The 13,406-nt window shown below is 59.3% G+C and carries 11 protein-coding genes; 2 read left to right on the top strand and 9 right to left on the bottom strand.

The genetic code is table 11. The features are described 5' to 3' along the window. Window positions 1–33 precede the first annotated feature (33 nt). The 6 genes from QC815_RS07655 to QC815_RS07630 all read right to left on the bottom strand — a co-directional run bounded on the left by QC815_RS07655 (window position 34) and on the right by QC815_RS07630 (window position 7,078). Window positions 34–810: an ABC transporter permease gene (locus QC815_RS07655; RefSeq protein WP_309767914.1), complete on the bottom strand. Its 777-nt coding sequence runs from the start codon at window positions 808–810 to the stop codon at window positions 34–36. After that, window positions 800–1,765, bottom strand: a complete 966-nt coding sequence (locus QC815_RS07650; protein WP_309767912.1) for an ABC transporter ATP-binding protein — start codon at window positions 1,763–1,765, stop codon at window positions 800–802. The genes QC815_RS07655 and QC815_RS07650 overlap by 11 nt, the downstream gene beginning before the upstream one ends. Further along, window positions 1,762–2,979, bottom strand: coding sequence for an ABC transporter permease (locus QC815_RS07645; RefSeq protein ID WP_309767910.1), 1,218 nt, complete (start codon window positions 2,977–2,979; stop codon window positions 1,762–1,764). Before QC815_RS07645 ends, QC815_RS07650 begins: the two co-directional genes overlap by 4 nt. Before the next feature lie 2 nt (window positions 2,980–2,981). After that, window positions 2,982–3,896, bottom strand: coding sequence for a glycine betaine ABC transporter substrate-binding protein OsmF (gene osmF, locus QC815_RS07640; RefSeq protein WP_309767907.1), 915 nt, complete (start codon window positions 3,894–3,896; stop codon window positions 2,982–2,984). 89 nt (window positions 3,897–3,985) lie between these two features. After that, complete coding sequence (cysS, locus tag QC815_RS07635) at window positions 3,986–5,386, bottom strand: cysteine--tRNA ligase (RefSeq protein WP_309767905.1); 1,401 nt, start codon at window positions 5,384–5,386, stop codon at window positions 3,986–3,988. A 12-nt stretch (window positions 5,387–5,398) separates the two neighbouring features. After that, the gene (locus QC815_RS07630) at window positions 5,399–7,078 is read right to left on the bottom strand and encodes a glutamine--tRNA ligase/YqeY domain fusion protein (RefSeq protein WP_230448150.1); all 1,680 of its coding nucleotides are present in this window, start codon (window positions 7,076–7,078) and stop codon (window positions 5,399–5,401) included. A gap of 155 nt (window positions 7,079–7,233) precedes the next feature. On the opposite strand from QC815_RS07630, the gene QC815_RS07625 reads away from it, so the two are divergent. Next, window positions 7,234–7,734 carry a peptidylprolyl isomerase gene (locus tag QC815_RS07625; RefSeq protein ID WP_309767902.1) on the top strand — a complete coding sequence of 167 codons (501 nt, stop codon included), beginning with the start codon at window positions 7,234–7,236 and terminating at the stop codon, window positions 7,732–7,734. Between the two features lie 14 nt (window positions 7,735–7,748). Further along, window positions 7,749–8,522, top strand: coding sequence for a UDP-2,3-diacylglucosamine diphosphatase (locus QC815_RS07620; protein ID WP_309767899.1), 774 nt, complete (start codon window positions 7,749–7,751; stop codon window positions 8,520–8,522). 63 nt (window positions 8,523–8,585) lie between these two features. Here QC815_RS07620 and QC815_RS07615 read toward each other — a convergent pair whose 3' ends face one another. From QC815_RS07615 to lon, 3 genes are all read right to left on the bottom strand, one after another. Next, window positions 8,586–10,406 carry a SurA N-terminal domain-containing protein gene (locus QC815_RS07615; RefSeq protein ID WP_230448153.1) on the bottom strand — a complete coding sequence of 607 codons (1,821 nt, stop codon included), beginning with the start codon at window positions 10,404–10,406 and terminating at the stop codon, window positions 8,586–8,588. A gap of 113 nt (window positions 10,407–10,519) precedes the next feature. Then, window positions 10,520–10,792 carry a nucleoid-associated protein HU-beta gene (gene hupB / locus QC815_RS07610; protein WP_230448154.1) on the bottom strand — a complete coding sequence of 91 codons (273 nt, stop codon included), beginning with the start codon at window positions 10,790–10,792 and terminating at the stop codon, window positions 10,520–10,522. A 186-nt stretch (window positions 10,793–10,978) separates the two neighbouring features. Then, window positions 10,979–13,390: an endopeptidase La gene (lon, locus tag QC815_RS07605; RefSeq protein ID WP_309767896.1), complete on the bottom strand. Its 2,412-nt coding sequence runs from the start codon at window positions 13,388–13,390 to the stop codon at window positions 10,979–10,981. Window positions 13,391–13,406 lie beyond the last annotated feature (16 nt).

Genomic DNA, 13,406 nt, shown 5'->3' with positions numbered 1-13,406 from the left:
AGTAACGCAGCCGGGACACATTAGGCATTCGACTTAAGATGTAAACAGACGCGAGCGCAGACGTTCCTGAAGCCGCTCGAACAGACTGTCGACGGTCAGCGCCAGCAGCGCAATCGTCAGTGCCCCCTGGATGATATATGCCATATTGCCGTTCACGATGCCGGCGATGATGGGGTCGCCCAGATTGCGCGCCCCCACCGTCGCGCCGATGGCGGCCGTCGAAATATTGATGGTGATGGAAGTGCGTATGCCCGCCAGAATTATCGGCGCTGCAAGCGGCAGCTCTACCTGACGGAGCACTTGCCAGGGCGTCATGCCCATGGCGGTGGCCGCGCTTTTGATGTCTTTATCGACATCCTGCAGCCCGCCCAGGGTGTTACGCACGATGGGAAGCATGCCATACAGCACCAGCGCGACAATGATCGGCAAGGTGCCAAAGCCTAGCGCCGGTACCGCCAGCGCAAGCACGGCCACCGGTGGAAAGGTCTGCCCCAGCGAGGCCACCTGCGCGACCATGGGTAAAAAGTCGCGGCCCCATTCGCGGGTCACCGCAATAGCCGCGAGAACGCCCCCCACGATGGTCACCACGGCGGCCACGCTGACCACGAAGAGATGCTTTAGCAATAGCGAGGCCAGACTCGCCCGCTGGTAAACCACCTGGTTGGCGTCGGGTTCGAGCACCCGCAGCAAACCGTCGGCGTAGGGGAAACCCCATACGCATAGCATCAAGAGTACAAACCATGTTGCTGGCCATATCGCGCGGCTGGCACCCCGCGATGCAAGGGAGCGACGCACGGCGCTAGGACTCACGCACTTTTCCTTGTTCGGGCTGGGCTTCCTTGACGATCTTGCGCAGCGTCAGCTCGCCCACGGGCACATCGTGCTGATCCACCACGGTAAGACGATCGGTGTGATCACGGAGCATCATGGAAAGCGCCTGTCGCAGCGAGAAAGCAGCCGGGATACGCGAGTGGGCAGGAAGCGTTGGCCCCATGGGGGACATATGGTCTTTGATCCGCGTCAGTGCCGCCTGCTTGAGCCCACGCTCGAGGCCACCGAGCAACGACTCGACGAACGAATCGTTGGGGTGCTGCAGAAGCGAAAGGGGCGAGCCCTGCTGAACGATGCGTCCGTCGCGCATCACCACGAGGTGGTCCGCCAGCCTCAGCGCTTCATCCATGTCGTGGGTCACGAACACCACGGTTTTATGCAGCCGGGCCTGTAGCCTGGAAAGCTCATCCTGGAGCTTTTCCCGGGTGATAGGGTCCAACGCGCCGAAAGGCTCGTCCATCAACAGAATATCCGGGTCGGCGGCCAGCGCCCGGGCCACGCCAACGCGCTGCGCCTGGCCGCCCGAAAGCTGGTGAGGGTATTTGGTAGCAAACTCGCCCACCGGAAGTCCCAACAGCGTCATCAGCTCCTCGACCTTGGCCTGAATATCCGCCGACGACCATTTAAGCAGGCGCGGCACCAGGCCAATATTGCGCGCCACGGTCCAGTGCGGAAACAGCCCTGTATGTTGAATGACGTAGCCGATACGCCGACGCAGCTTGACCGGGTCGTAGGCGGCCACCGGCTGGCCGTCGAGGATGATGTCACCGTCGCTGTGCTCGATAAGCCGATTGATCATGCGCAGCGTCGTCGATTTACCACAGCCCGAGGTGCCCACCAGCGCACAAAAGTTGCCTTTTGGAATATGCAGCGAAATGTCATCCACTGCCGCAACGTCACCGAACCGTTTGGTCACGTGGGCAAGTTCGATCATGGGGAGTCTCCAGACTGCACGCTATCGTTAGGCCGCAGAATATCCGCCAGGGCACCGAGACCGGCGTCGGCAATGAGCGCCAGTATCAGAATCGGCAACGCCCCCAGCAATACCATGTCCATGGCCGCCTGCCCCAGGCCCTGAAAGATAAACGCTCCCAGACCACCCGCCCCGATCAAGGCGGCGACAGCGGTCAGGCCGATCGCCTGAACGGTGGTGATGCGGATTCCTTCGAGCAGCACCGGCAGCGCCAGTGGCAAGCGAACCTGGATGAAACGCTGGCGGTTGCGCATCCCCATGCCCCGCGCCGCTTCCAGGGTTTCCGGGCTCACCTGCTCGAGTGCAATATAGGTATTGCGCACCATCGGCAGCAGGCTGTAGGCGACCAGCGCGAGCAAGGCCGGGGCCCAGCCAATCCCGCTGACACCTAACTGTGACAGCAGCGGCCACTTTGCGGCAAGCCACGCCAAGGGGCCCAGCATCAGGCCAAACAGGGCAATACTGGGGATGGTTTGCAGGAAGTTGAGCACGCCAAAGGCAATTTTCTGGCATCTTGTATAGCGTCGCATCAGCATGGTCAGCGAGAGCCCCAGCACGATACTAATGGCCACTGATGCACTGACAAGGGTGACATGCTGATGCAGGGCACGCCAGAACTCGTCGTCCCGGGCGCGAAACTCTTGCCCCAGGGCAAGCGATTCGAGCCCCAGCATGACGCACAGCCCCCAGACAACCGTCACGCCCGCCAGCATCAGTAGTAAGCGTCGCCGTGACAGCGCCAGGCGTAGCCGCAGCTCGATCCAGCCAAGCAACAGCAGCGAGAGCATCAGCCAATAGGCCATGCCCATATTGAGGCGTGCCATGGGCGTATCACTGCTGATCAGCCTGTGGCTGGCGACCATTAGGCCAACGGGCAGCAACAGCAGCAGCAGCGATACACCGACCAGAACGACCTGATAGCCTTGTCGGCTGGGCTGAAGCGACAACGCCAGGAGGGTGAGTATCATCGCACTTACCAACGAAGCCCCCATCCAACCCATGGCCTCGATCAGCCCGACCCCTTCCCCGCTGACAATCCGGTTGGGGGCGACACTGACCACATCCAGAAGCCAGACAGCCGCCAGCATGGCACTGAAAAGGACAAACAGGACGCGATTCGGCCGCCACTGCCGCCAAGACACCTGCGGGGTAGGCAGTGCATCCAATAACGACATGCTCAGTCGTTATCCAGGCTATCGAGGTAATCGCCGGCGACCTTATTGGGTGACATGCCGTTCACTGCCACATCGGCATTGAGCTTTTGCAGCGTCTCGAGATCCAGGGTGTTGAAGACCTCCTCGAGAAGCCCGTCGATATCCGGATAGGTTGCCAGCACGCTTTCACGCACCACCGGTGCCGGTTGATAGACAGGCTGAACGCCCCTTGAGTCCTCAAGCACGACCAGCCCCAGGGCATTCAGCCCGCCGTCGGTACCGTAAGTCATCGCCGCATTGACACCGCTGGTCTGTTCCGCTGCCGCGCGCATCGTCGCTGCGGTATTGCCGCCGGAAAGAACCAGCAACTGATCTTCACTCAGCTCGAACCCGTAGGCCTGCTGAAAGGCGGGCAACGCCTGCGCGGACTCGACGAACTCGGCGCTTGCGGCAAACTTGAACTCGCCGCCGTCCTCAAGGTAAGCGGCAAGGTCGTCAAGCGTTTCAAGGTCATGCGCGTCGGCCACATCGCGACGCACGCTCATCGCCCAGGTGTTGTTGGCGCTGGCGGGGGTCAACCAGACCAGGCCCTGCTCGGCATCGCGCTCGCGGACGGTCTCGTAGGCTTGTTCGGCATCCTTCCACACGTCGCTGTCGGCCATGTCGAAGAAAAAGGCCCCGTTACCGGTATATTCGGGATAAAGGTCTATTTCTCCGGCTTCCAGCGCGCTACGCACCACGCTGGTGCCGCCTAGCTGCAGCCGGTCTTCGGTGGGAATATCATGGCGCTCCAGCGTTTGCATGATCAGCTCACCCAATACCGAGCCTTCCGTGTCGATCTTGGACGACACCACCACGGCATCGTCGGCGTTGACCGAAGCAAACGGCAGCAAGTTAAGACAGCCCAGGGCAATGGTTGATTTCGTGGCAAAGCGCATTGTTATCATCCTTTTGGCAAAAACTCATTAAAGTATATGCCCGTCGTGCGTTGAAGTCAGATTCCTTGCCATCCCTTGATAGCCTATCCCTAGACAGACTCGATCACCCAGGTGGTTCCTTCGCGGGAATCTTTCAGAATAATTCCCTGTGCTGCCAGCTCATCGCGGATAGCATCGGCCTGGGCAAAATCCTTGTTGGCCTTGGCGGCCTGACGCTCGGCAATCTTGGCCTCGATGGCCGATTCGCTGATCGCCGGGGCATGCTGCTGAGTGCCTTTCAGGAAGACATCGGGGGCCTGTTGCAGCAGGCCGAGCACGCCGCCAAGATGCTTCAACTCGCCGGCCAGCGGCGCTGCTTTTTCCGGCGCCTCCTGTTTGGCACGGTTGAGATCACGCGCCAGGTCAAACAGCGCGGCCAACGCATCAGGTGTGTTGAAGTCGTCGTCCATCGCGGCGGTGAAGCGTTCGCGATGGGCAGTCGACGCCTTAGTATCCATTGCGCTGTCGTCACCGTTGACGCCATCCAGCGCGGTGTAAAAACGCGTCAGTGACTTCCTGGCCTCGACCAGCGAATCCAGCGAGTAGTTGATGGCACTGCGATAATGGCTGGCAACCAGCAGATAGCGCACAACCTCCGGGTCGTGCTCGGCGAGCACCTCTCGTATGGTGAAGAAGTTGCCCAGGGACTTGGACATCTTTTCCTGATCCACCCGCACGGCCCCAGCGTGCATCCAGGTATTGACATAGGTCTTGCCGGTGGCGGCTTCCGACTGCGCAATCTCGTTTTCGTGGTGAGGAAAGGTCAAGTCAGGCCCACCGCCGTGGATATCGAAGGTCTCTCCAAGGCAGCAGGTCGACATCGCCGAGCATTCGATATGCCAGCCCGGTCGTCCGTCGCCCCAGGGTGACGGCCAGCTTGCTTCGCCGGGCTTGGCGGCTTTCCACAGCACGAAATCGAGCGGGTCTTCCTTGTGCACATCAACGCCGACGCGGGCGCCGGCGCGCATGTCATCCAGCTGGCGATTATTGAGCTTGCCGTAGTCGGCAAAACGGCGAACGCGATAGTAGACATCGCCGTTATCTGCCGGGTAGGCATAGCCTTTTTCCACCAGCGTCTCAATCATCGCGATGATATCGCCCACGTGTCCCGTCGCTCGGGGTTCGTGGCTGGGCGGCAGCACATTGAGCCGCGCTTCGTCCTCGTGCATGGCAGCGATCATGCGCTCGGTCAACGCGGTGATCGTCTCGTCATTTTCGTCGGCACGCTTGAGAATCTTGTCGTCTATGTCGGTAATGTTGCGCACATAATTGACGTCGTAGCCGCGTTCGCGCAGGTAACGGGTAATCACGTCAAACGCCACCATGACCCGTGCATGGCCCAGGTGGCAGTAGTCATACACCGTCATGCCGCAGACATACATGCTGACCTTGCCCGCCTCCAGCGGGGTGAAAGGCTCTTTGCGACGCGTCAGCGTATTGTAGATTTGCATTGGCCGAATTCCTTAACCTTTCTGTTTGATTTTCGCCCAGCTATCCTTGAGCCCGACGGTGCGGTTGAAGACCGGACGACCCGGCGTCGACACGTGACGATCCGCACAGAAATAGCCTACCCGCTCGAACTGATAGCGCGCTTCGGGGCCCGCCTCCGCCAGGCTGGGTTCACCAATTGCCTGACAGACGGTCAGGGACTCGGGATTCAAATGGTCAAGGAAGTCGACGTCCTTGTCGCGATCCGGCTGTTCGACCATGAACAGGTTATCGTACAGCCGCACTTCGAGCGGAATACCGTGCTCGGCACTGACCCAGTGAATGACCCCCTTCACCTTGCGACCTTCCGGGTTTTTACCCAGGGTGTCAAAATCCACCGAGCAATGCAGTTCCGTGACGTCGCCTGCCTCGTTCTTGATCACCTCATCGCACCGGATGACGTAGCTGTTACGCAGACGCACCTCTTTACCCGGCGCAAGACGGAAGAATTTTTTCGGCGCGTCTTCCATGAAGTCGTCCTGATCGATATACACCTCTCGGGTCAGGGGCACCTTGCGCACCGACATATCGTCACGCGCAGGGTGGCCGGCCACCTCGTATACTTCTTCATGGTCGTCAGGCACGTTGGTAAGCACCACTTTGAGCGGCTTGAGCACGCACATCGCCCGCGGGGCATTGTCTTCCAGGTCCGAGCGAATCGCGTGGGTCAACATGGCAATATCGACCAGGCCGCCGTCGGCGCGGGTCACCCCGATCATGTCGCAGAACTTGCGGATCGACGCGGGCGTGTAGCCCCGCCGACGCATCCCCGAGATCGTGGGCATGCGCGGGTCGTCCCAGCCGTCCACGATCTGTTCGTCGACCAGCATCTTCAATTTGCGCTTGGACGTCAGCGTGTAGTTGAGGTTTAACCGCGCAAACTCGATCTGGCGGGGCTTGGCAGGTACCGGCAAATTATCCAGGAACCACTCGTAAAGCGGACGGTGGTCTTCAAACTCCAGGGTGCAAATGGAGTGAGTCACGCCTTCGAGGGCGTCAGACTGGCCATGGGTGAAATCGTAGGACGGATAGATTTTCCATTTATCGCCGGTCTGATGATGGCTGGCGTGGCGGATACGGTAGAGTATCGGATCGCGTAGATTGATGTTCGGCGATGCCATGTCGATCTTGGCGCGCAGCACTTTCTCGCCCTCGGCAAACTCCCCATTGCGCATACGTTCCAGGAGGTCCAGGTTTTCGTCGGCGCTACGCTCGCGATAGGGACTCGGCTGGCCGGGCTCGGTCAGCGTGCCGCGGTATTCCCGGATCTCGTCGGGCGTCAGGTCATCGACGTAGGCCTTGTCCTCACGGATCAAGTGCTGCGCCCAGGCGTAGAGCTGATCAAAGTAGTCCGAGGCAAACCGCACAGGACCCGTCCATTCAAACCCCAGCCAGCTGACGTCATCCTTGATCGCGTCAATATAGGCCTGTTCTTCCTTGGCCGGGTTGGTGTCGTCAAAGCGCAAGTGACACTCACCACCCATCTGCTCCGCCAACCCGAAGTTGAGACAGATCGACTTGGCATGGCCGATATGCAGGAAACCATTGGGCTCCGGGGGAAAGCGCGTCACGATTTTTGTGACCTGGCCGCCCTCGATCTCGTCGCGTACTTGGTTGCGAATGAAGTTCGGCGCTGGGGTGGTCTCGTTGGTCATGGTGGTGTTGAAAACCTCGTGGTGGATGGCGTGCCCGGTATCGTCTGTCTACGCTAACGGTATAGCGCTTCGCGGTGCCGGGCAAAACCGTTATTATAACGTGACGCCGATGCACAGCGCCAAGGCGAACGCCTTTATTGAACAGGAATTTATCTATGATCGTATTACAGACGAACCACGGTGACATCACGATTGCGCTTAATCACGAAAAAGCGCCCGAGACGGCCGCCAACTTTGAACAATACGTTCGCGATGGCTTTTACGACGGCACACTGTTTCATCGGGTCATTGATGGCTTCATGGTACAGGGCGGCGGCTTTGACCAGGATTTCAATCAAAAACCTACCCGCGACCCGATCCAGAACGAAGCGGATAACGGCCTGAAAAACACCCTGGGCACCCTGGCCATGGCCCGCACCCAGGATCCGCATTCAGCCACCGCCCAGTTTTTCATCAACGTCGGCAATAACAGCTTCCTGGATCACAGCGGTAAAAACCTCCAGGGCTGGGGCTATGCTGTCTTTGGCGAAGTGGTCGACGGCATGGACGTTGTCAACGCCATTAAAAACGTCAGCACCACCCGCCGCGGCATGCACGCCGACGTGCCCGCCGAGGACGTGATTATTGAGCGCGCCTTTATCAAGGAATCTGAATAAGCCTCGGGAGCGCTATGCGTACTCTACTAGTAGCGGATATGCACCTGAGTCATGATACCCCTGAGCTTAATCAGGGGTTCTATGATTATCTGGCGCAAACCGCCAACGGCGCCGACGCCCTGTACATTCTGGGCGATCTGTTCGACGCCTGGATCGGCGACGATCTCCTCGATTCGCCTCACCCATTGGGCGCCGTGGGACGCGAGGTCGTTGCGCGCCTGCATCAATTGAGCAGCGATGGCACCGCTGTGTACCTGCTTCATGGCAACCGCGACTTCCTGATCGGCGAGCGCTTCATTGCAGCCTGCCAGGCGACGCTGCTCGCCGACATTGAAGAAGTCGAGCTCCAGGGCATGCCTGCCGTCATTCTCCACGGTGACAGCCTGTGTACCCGGGATAACGCCTACATGGCTTTCCGGCAGCAGTCCCGCCACCCGGAATGGCAGGCGCAGATACTCGCCCTGCCCCTGGATCAGCGACTGGAGCTAGCCTCAAGCCTGCGTATGCAGTCGGGGGATGCCAACGCCACGAAGGAAGACGCCATCATGGACGTGACCCATGACGAGGTGGTCAGCCTGATGGAAAGCTACGGTGTCACCACCATGATTCATGGGCACACGCACCGTCCCAAGGTTCACGACCTGACGGTGGAAGACGTCCCGGCAAAACGCTATGTATTGGGTGACTGGGATGCCCAGCACGGCTGGGATATCGTGATCGAGAAGGCCGATCACAAAACGGCCCCAAGGCTGCGCCAATTCGCTCTCAGCGACCCACCGTCAGCCTGATGATCACGCATGAAAAAGCCGATCGCAAGGATCGGCTTTTTTGTGGACAACAGCGCCTGACGGTTAACGCTCTATCTCGGCATCGCTGCGCAGGTCGTCGATGAGCCCTTGGATGATGGCCTGGGCGCGAAGCTGCTCGGCCATTCGGGCCACAAAACGCTCGCGCTCTTCATCCACATCACCACTTGTCACTTCATCGAGGGCAATCAGGGCAACGCCACTGGGCATCATGGCCGTTTGATAGGTGGTCTCTCCCTCGTCGGGGTGCGGCATCCGGAAGGCTTCCTGGACAATCAGCTGCGACGCCGTTACGTCATCCTGGCGACGTACCTCGTCGGCTTCCAGCCATTCCACATCGACGGACTCGCCGTCTTGCAGCCGGGCGATCATTTCCTGTGCCTGCGCCTCCAGTCGCTCGCGCTGACGCTGGTCACGCACGGCCGCCTCCACCTCATCACGAACGGCGTCGAGGGGTAGCTGGGTCTGCTCGCGATGTTCGGCAACGCGTACCACCAGCCGGCGATCTTCATCGAGTTCGATCACGTCACTGTTGTAGCCTTCTTCCAGGACGTCGTCGCTGAAGGCCTGCTCCATCACGCCTGGTTCGAACAGGACACCATCGCCGTCGGCATCCCGCGCCAGCCAATCGCTTTCCTGCAGGGTCAGCGACAGATCATTCGCCACGCTTTCAAGATCATCCGCCGCAAAGCTCTCGTCGATCAGCTGCTGGGCCTTGTCGTTGAACACGTCGCTGACTTCATCCAGCGCTACCTGTTCACGGAGGCTGTCGCGCTGCTCGTCGAAGGTCGGGCGATCGATATCGGTCACCTGAATGATATGCAGGGCGTTGTCCATCTCGACGATTGACGACGTTTGACCTTCATCAAGCGAAAAGGCTGCTTCATCAAAGGCCTCACCGAAGAAACCGCGACTGATCGTGCCCAGATCGCCGCCTTCTTCGGCGCTTGCGGTATCATCGGAATAGCGCAAGGCGGTATCGGCGAACGACTCGCCTTCTTCCAGCGCCTGGAGCGCCTCTTCGGCTTGCTGCTGGGCGGCTTCCCGGTCACGCTCATCACCAAAGGTGATCATGATGTGAGAAACGCGGCGATCGGCATCGGCGTTTCGCTCATGCCAGGCATCGCGTAGCGCCTCTTCGTCCACATCAGCATCGCTGGCCATGTCTCGACGATCCAGCAGCACGTACTCGAGACGTACCTGTTCAGGACGCTCGAATCGATCGGCGTTATCTTCGTAGTAGGCTTCGAGCTCGCCTTCGCTGATCTCGATATCCCCTTCGAGGTCATCGGTATCCAGCATTACATAACGAAAGCTGCGCTGTTGGCGCTGAAGCTCGGCCAGTCGCTGACGCTCGCTTTCCAGCGTGAAATCACTGAACGCAAGTCCTTGCTGAAGCTGCTGACGCTTGACGTCCACTGCCAGTTCTTCACGGAATGACAGCGGCGTATAGCCGGCACCGGATAACCGGCTGCGGAACACATCGGGCGAGAAGCGTCCGTCCTCGTCCTGAAACTCGGGGATCCCGACAATCAGTTGATCGACCTGATCTTCCGATACGTACAGGCCGCCCCCTTCGGCGTACTGGGTAACCAGCGCTTGGGTGATCAGGTCATCCAGCACGTCTTTGCGTAGCTGCCGCTCCTGCTCAGGCGGCACCTGCCCCGAACGCATGGCACGCTGAACGTTCATCTCGATCTGCTGACGCATGATCGGCTGGCCGTTTACGCTGGCTTCCTGATTCGGGTCGTCACCGAACAGGCCAAACAAGGATTCCACACCAAAAAGCGCCATGGCGGCCACCATGACACCAATAATAATCTTGGCTCCCCAGCTTCGGGATCCATCTCGAATACTTTGCAGCATGTTGGCCTCAGGTAGTCACAGCTAAACGGGTCGCCCCTGATGAGTGGGCTAGAAAATAACATGGGCGCATCGCGGTTGCGATGCGCCCATAGATGACATCAAACGCGTACAAATTAGTTAACGGCGTCTTTCAATGCTTTGCCGGCCTTGAAGCTAGGCACTTTTGCCGCGCTGATCTCGATCGGTTCACCCGTTTGCGGGTTGCGCCCGGTACGTGCAGCACGCTCTTTGATCGCGAAGGTACCAAAGCCCACCAGTGAAACACTGTCGCCTTTCTTGAGGCTATCGGTGACAGACTCCACCATGGCATCCAATGCGCGTGTTGCCGCTGCTTTTGGAATATCGGCAGACGCGGCAATGGCTTCAATCAGCTCAGACTTATTCACACTTCACCCCTTGACTGTTTCTAAAAATGGCTCTGACGGCATGGTCACCGATGTAATCGACGATCAAGGCATAGCAGCGTTTTATAGCAATGCCTTGAAACGACTGTCAAGCAACCCTGCCTGGATGTGCCCGCCATGACGGCATTGGGCAGTAATACAAATAAACGTTAGCGGACAGCCGACCCTCTAGTGGGTATTGGCGACAGCGGTACTGCTGAACGTATTATCCGTTTTGGGTAGCGGCGCGCCCTCCAGGGGCTCATCCGCTAGCGCGACGGCGAGTACATCGTCAATCCAGCGCACCGGACGAATATCCAGTGCATCCTTGATATTGTCAGGTACTTCCTTGAGATCACGACGGTTTTCTTCCGGAATCAGGACTATCTTTATACCACCCCGGCGGGCCGCCAGCAATTTCTCCTTTAGGCCGCCGATCGGCATGACCTCACCGCGCAGGTTCACTTCGCCGGTCATCGCCACATCGCATTTTACCGGCCGCTGGGTATAGGCCGAGACAATCGCCGTGACCATCGCGACACCGGCGCTGGGCCCGTCCTTGGGGGTCGCCCCTTCTGGCACGTGGATATGCAGGTCTTCTTTCTCGAAACGCTCAGCATCGATGCCGTACGCCTCTGCCCTGGCACGCACCACCGTTTGCGCGGCGCTGACCGACTCTTTCATGACGTCGCCCAGCGAACCGGTCTTGTTGATACGCCCCTTACCCGGCGTGACCACCGACTCGATATTGAGCAGTTCGCCACCGACTGACGTCCACGCCAGCCCGGTCACCCGACCGACCTGATCATCTTCCTCGGCAAGCCCGTAGCTATAGCGCCGCACGCCGGCATAGTGTTCGATGTGCGTGGCAGCCAGCACGCCCGGCGGCAGCTCGCCGTCGCTTTCCGCCGACGGCTCTATCCGCTCGCGCAGTACCTTGCGGCAGACCTTGGCGATCTGACGTTCCAGTTCGCGCACGCCCGCCTCACGGGTGTAGTAGCGAATGAGCTCCAGCAACGCCTCGTCCTCGAGCGCCAGCTCGTCGGTTTTCAAGCCGTTGGCCTTGAGCTGCTTGGGAAGCAGGTAACGCTTGGCAATCGCCAGTTTTTCGTCCTCGGTGTAGCCCGGCAGGCGAATGATCTCCATGCGATCCAGCAGCGGCCCCGGGATATTCATCGAGTTTGCCGTGCAGATAAACAGCGTTTCCGACAGATCGTAATCCAATTCAAGATAATGATCGCTGAAGCTGTTGTTCTGCTCGGGATCCAGCACCTCAAGCAGCGCCGACGACGGGTCACCCCGGTGATCCATGCCCAGCTTGTCCACTTCATCCAGCAGAAACAACGGGTTCTTGACCCCGGCCCGACTCATGCGCTGCATCAGCTTGCCTGGCAGCGAGCCGATATAGGTCCGGCGGTGACCGCGGATCTCCGACTCATCGCGAACGCCGCCCAGGGCAAGGCGCACATACTTGCGGTTTGTCGCTCGGGCGATGGATTGCCCCAGCGAGGTTTTACCAACGCCGGGCGGGCCCACCAGGCACAGCACCGGGCCTTTCATCTTGCGTACGCGCTTCTGAACCGCCAGGTACTCCAGGATGCGCGCCTTGACCTCTTTGAGCCCGTAATGGTCTTCGTCGAGCACTTGCTGGGCTTTCTGCAAATCGTGCTTGACCCGCGTACGTTTTTTCCAGGGCACAGCGATCAGCCAGTCCAGATAGGAACGCACCACGCTGGCTTCGGCGGAATTGGCTGCCATCATCTTGAGCTTGTTGAGCTCTTGAGTGGCTTTGTCGGCGGCTTCCTTGGGCATGCCTGAGGAGGCAATCGCCTGCTCATATTTTTCCGCCTCATTGGGCACGTCATCGAGCTCGCCCATCTCTTTCTGGATGGCCTTCATCTGCTCGTTGAGATAGTACTCACGCTGGGTCTTTTCCATCTGCTCCTTGACGCGTGAGCGAATCCGTTTCTCGACCTGCAACAGGTCGATCTCAGACTCGATAAGCGCCATCAGATGCTCGATACGGTCGCGTACGCGATCCATCTCCAGCAGCTCCTGCTTGTCGCCAATCTTGAGCGACAAGTGCGCGCAGATGGTATCGACCAGGCGGCTAGGGTCTTCAATGCCCGACAGCGAGTTGAGCACCTCATTGGGTACTTTTTTCGACAGCTTGACATACTGTTCGAACTGGTTGAGCAGCACGCGCACCAGTGCTTCCTGCTCGCGGGCAGTCAGAGGCTGGCTGTCGCGGGCGGTCAGGTAGGCCTGGGTATAGCCATCGGCATGCTCTTCGATGCGGGTGACGTCCGCACGATAGTTGCCTTCGATGAGCACCTTGACCGTTCCATCGGGCAGCTTCAACAGCTGCATGATGTCGGCCACCGTCCCCATGGCATACAGATCGGCGTTGTCAGGCTCGTCTTGGGAGGCCTCACGCTGGGCTACCAGCAAGACGCGCTTATCAGTCTCCATAGCCGCTTCGAGGGCCTGGATCGACTTTTCACGCCCCACAAAAAGGGGAATGACCATCTGCGGATAAACCACCACATCGCGCAATGGTAAAAGGGGGAGACACTGTGTCTGTTCGGCGCTCTGCTGCATCGCAGACGTTCCTCGA

It is taken from the genome of Vreelandella gomseomensis, assembly GCF_031451645.1.
Classification (GTDB): domain Bacteria; phylum Pseudomonadota; class Gammaproteobacteria; order Pseudomonadales; family Halomonadaceae; genus Vreelandella; species Vreelandella gomseomensis.
This window is presented reverse-complemented; position numbering and strand designations above follow the sequence as displayed.

Coding starts and splice junctions, on each gene's coding strand:
- QC815_RS07650 (WP_309767912.1), bottom strand. CDS start 1,765: ATGATCGAACTTGCCCACGTGACCAAACGGTTCGGTGACGTTGCGGCA.
- QC815_RS07630 (WP_230448150.1), bottom strand. CDS start 7,078: ATGACCAACGAGACCACCCCAGCGCCGAACTTCATTCGCAACCAAGTA.
- cysS (WP_309767905.1), bottom strand. CDS start 5,386: ATGCAAATCTACAATACGCTGACGCGTCGCAAAGAGCCTTTCACCCCG.
- lon (WP_309767896.1), bottom strand. CDS start 13,390: ATGCAGCAGAGCGCCGAACAGACACAGTGTCTCCCCCTTTTACCATTG.
- QC815_RS07620 (WP_309767899.1), top strand. CDS start 7,749: ATGCGTACTCTACTAGTAGCGGATATGCACCTGAGTCATGATACCCCT.
- QC815_RS07615 (WP_230448153.1), bottom strand. CDS start 10,406: ATGCTGCAAAGTATTCGAGATGGATCCCGAAGCTGGGGAGCCAAGATT.
- osmF (WP_309767907.1), bottom strand. CDS start 3,896: ATGCGCTTTGCCACGAAATCAACCATTGCCCTGGGCTGTCTTAACTTG.
- QC815_RS07645 (WP_309767910.1), bottom strand. CDS start 2,979: ATGTCGTTATTGGATGCACTGCCTACCCCGCAGGTGTCTTGGCGGCAG.
- QC815_RS07625 (WP_309767902.1), top strand. CDS start 7,234: ATGATCGTATTACAGACGAACCACGGTGACATCACGATTGCGCTTAAT.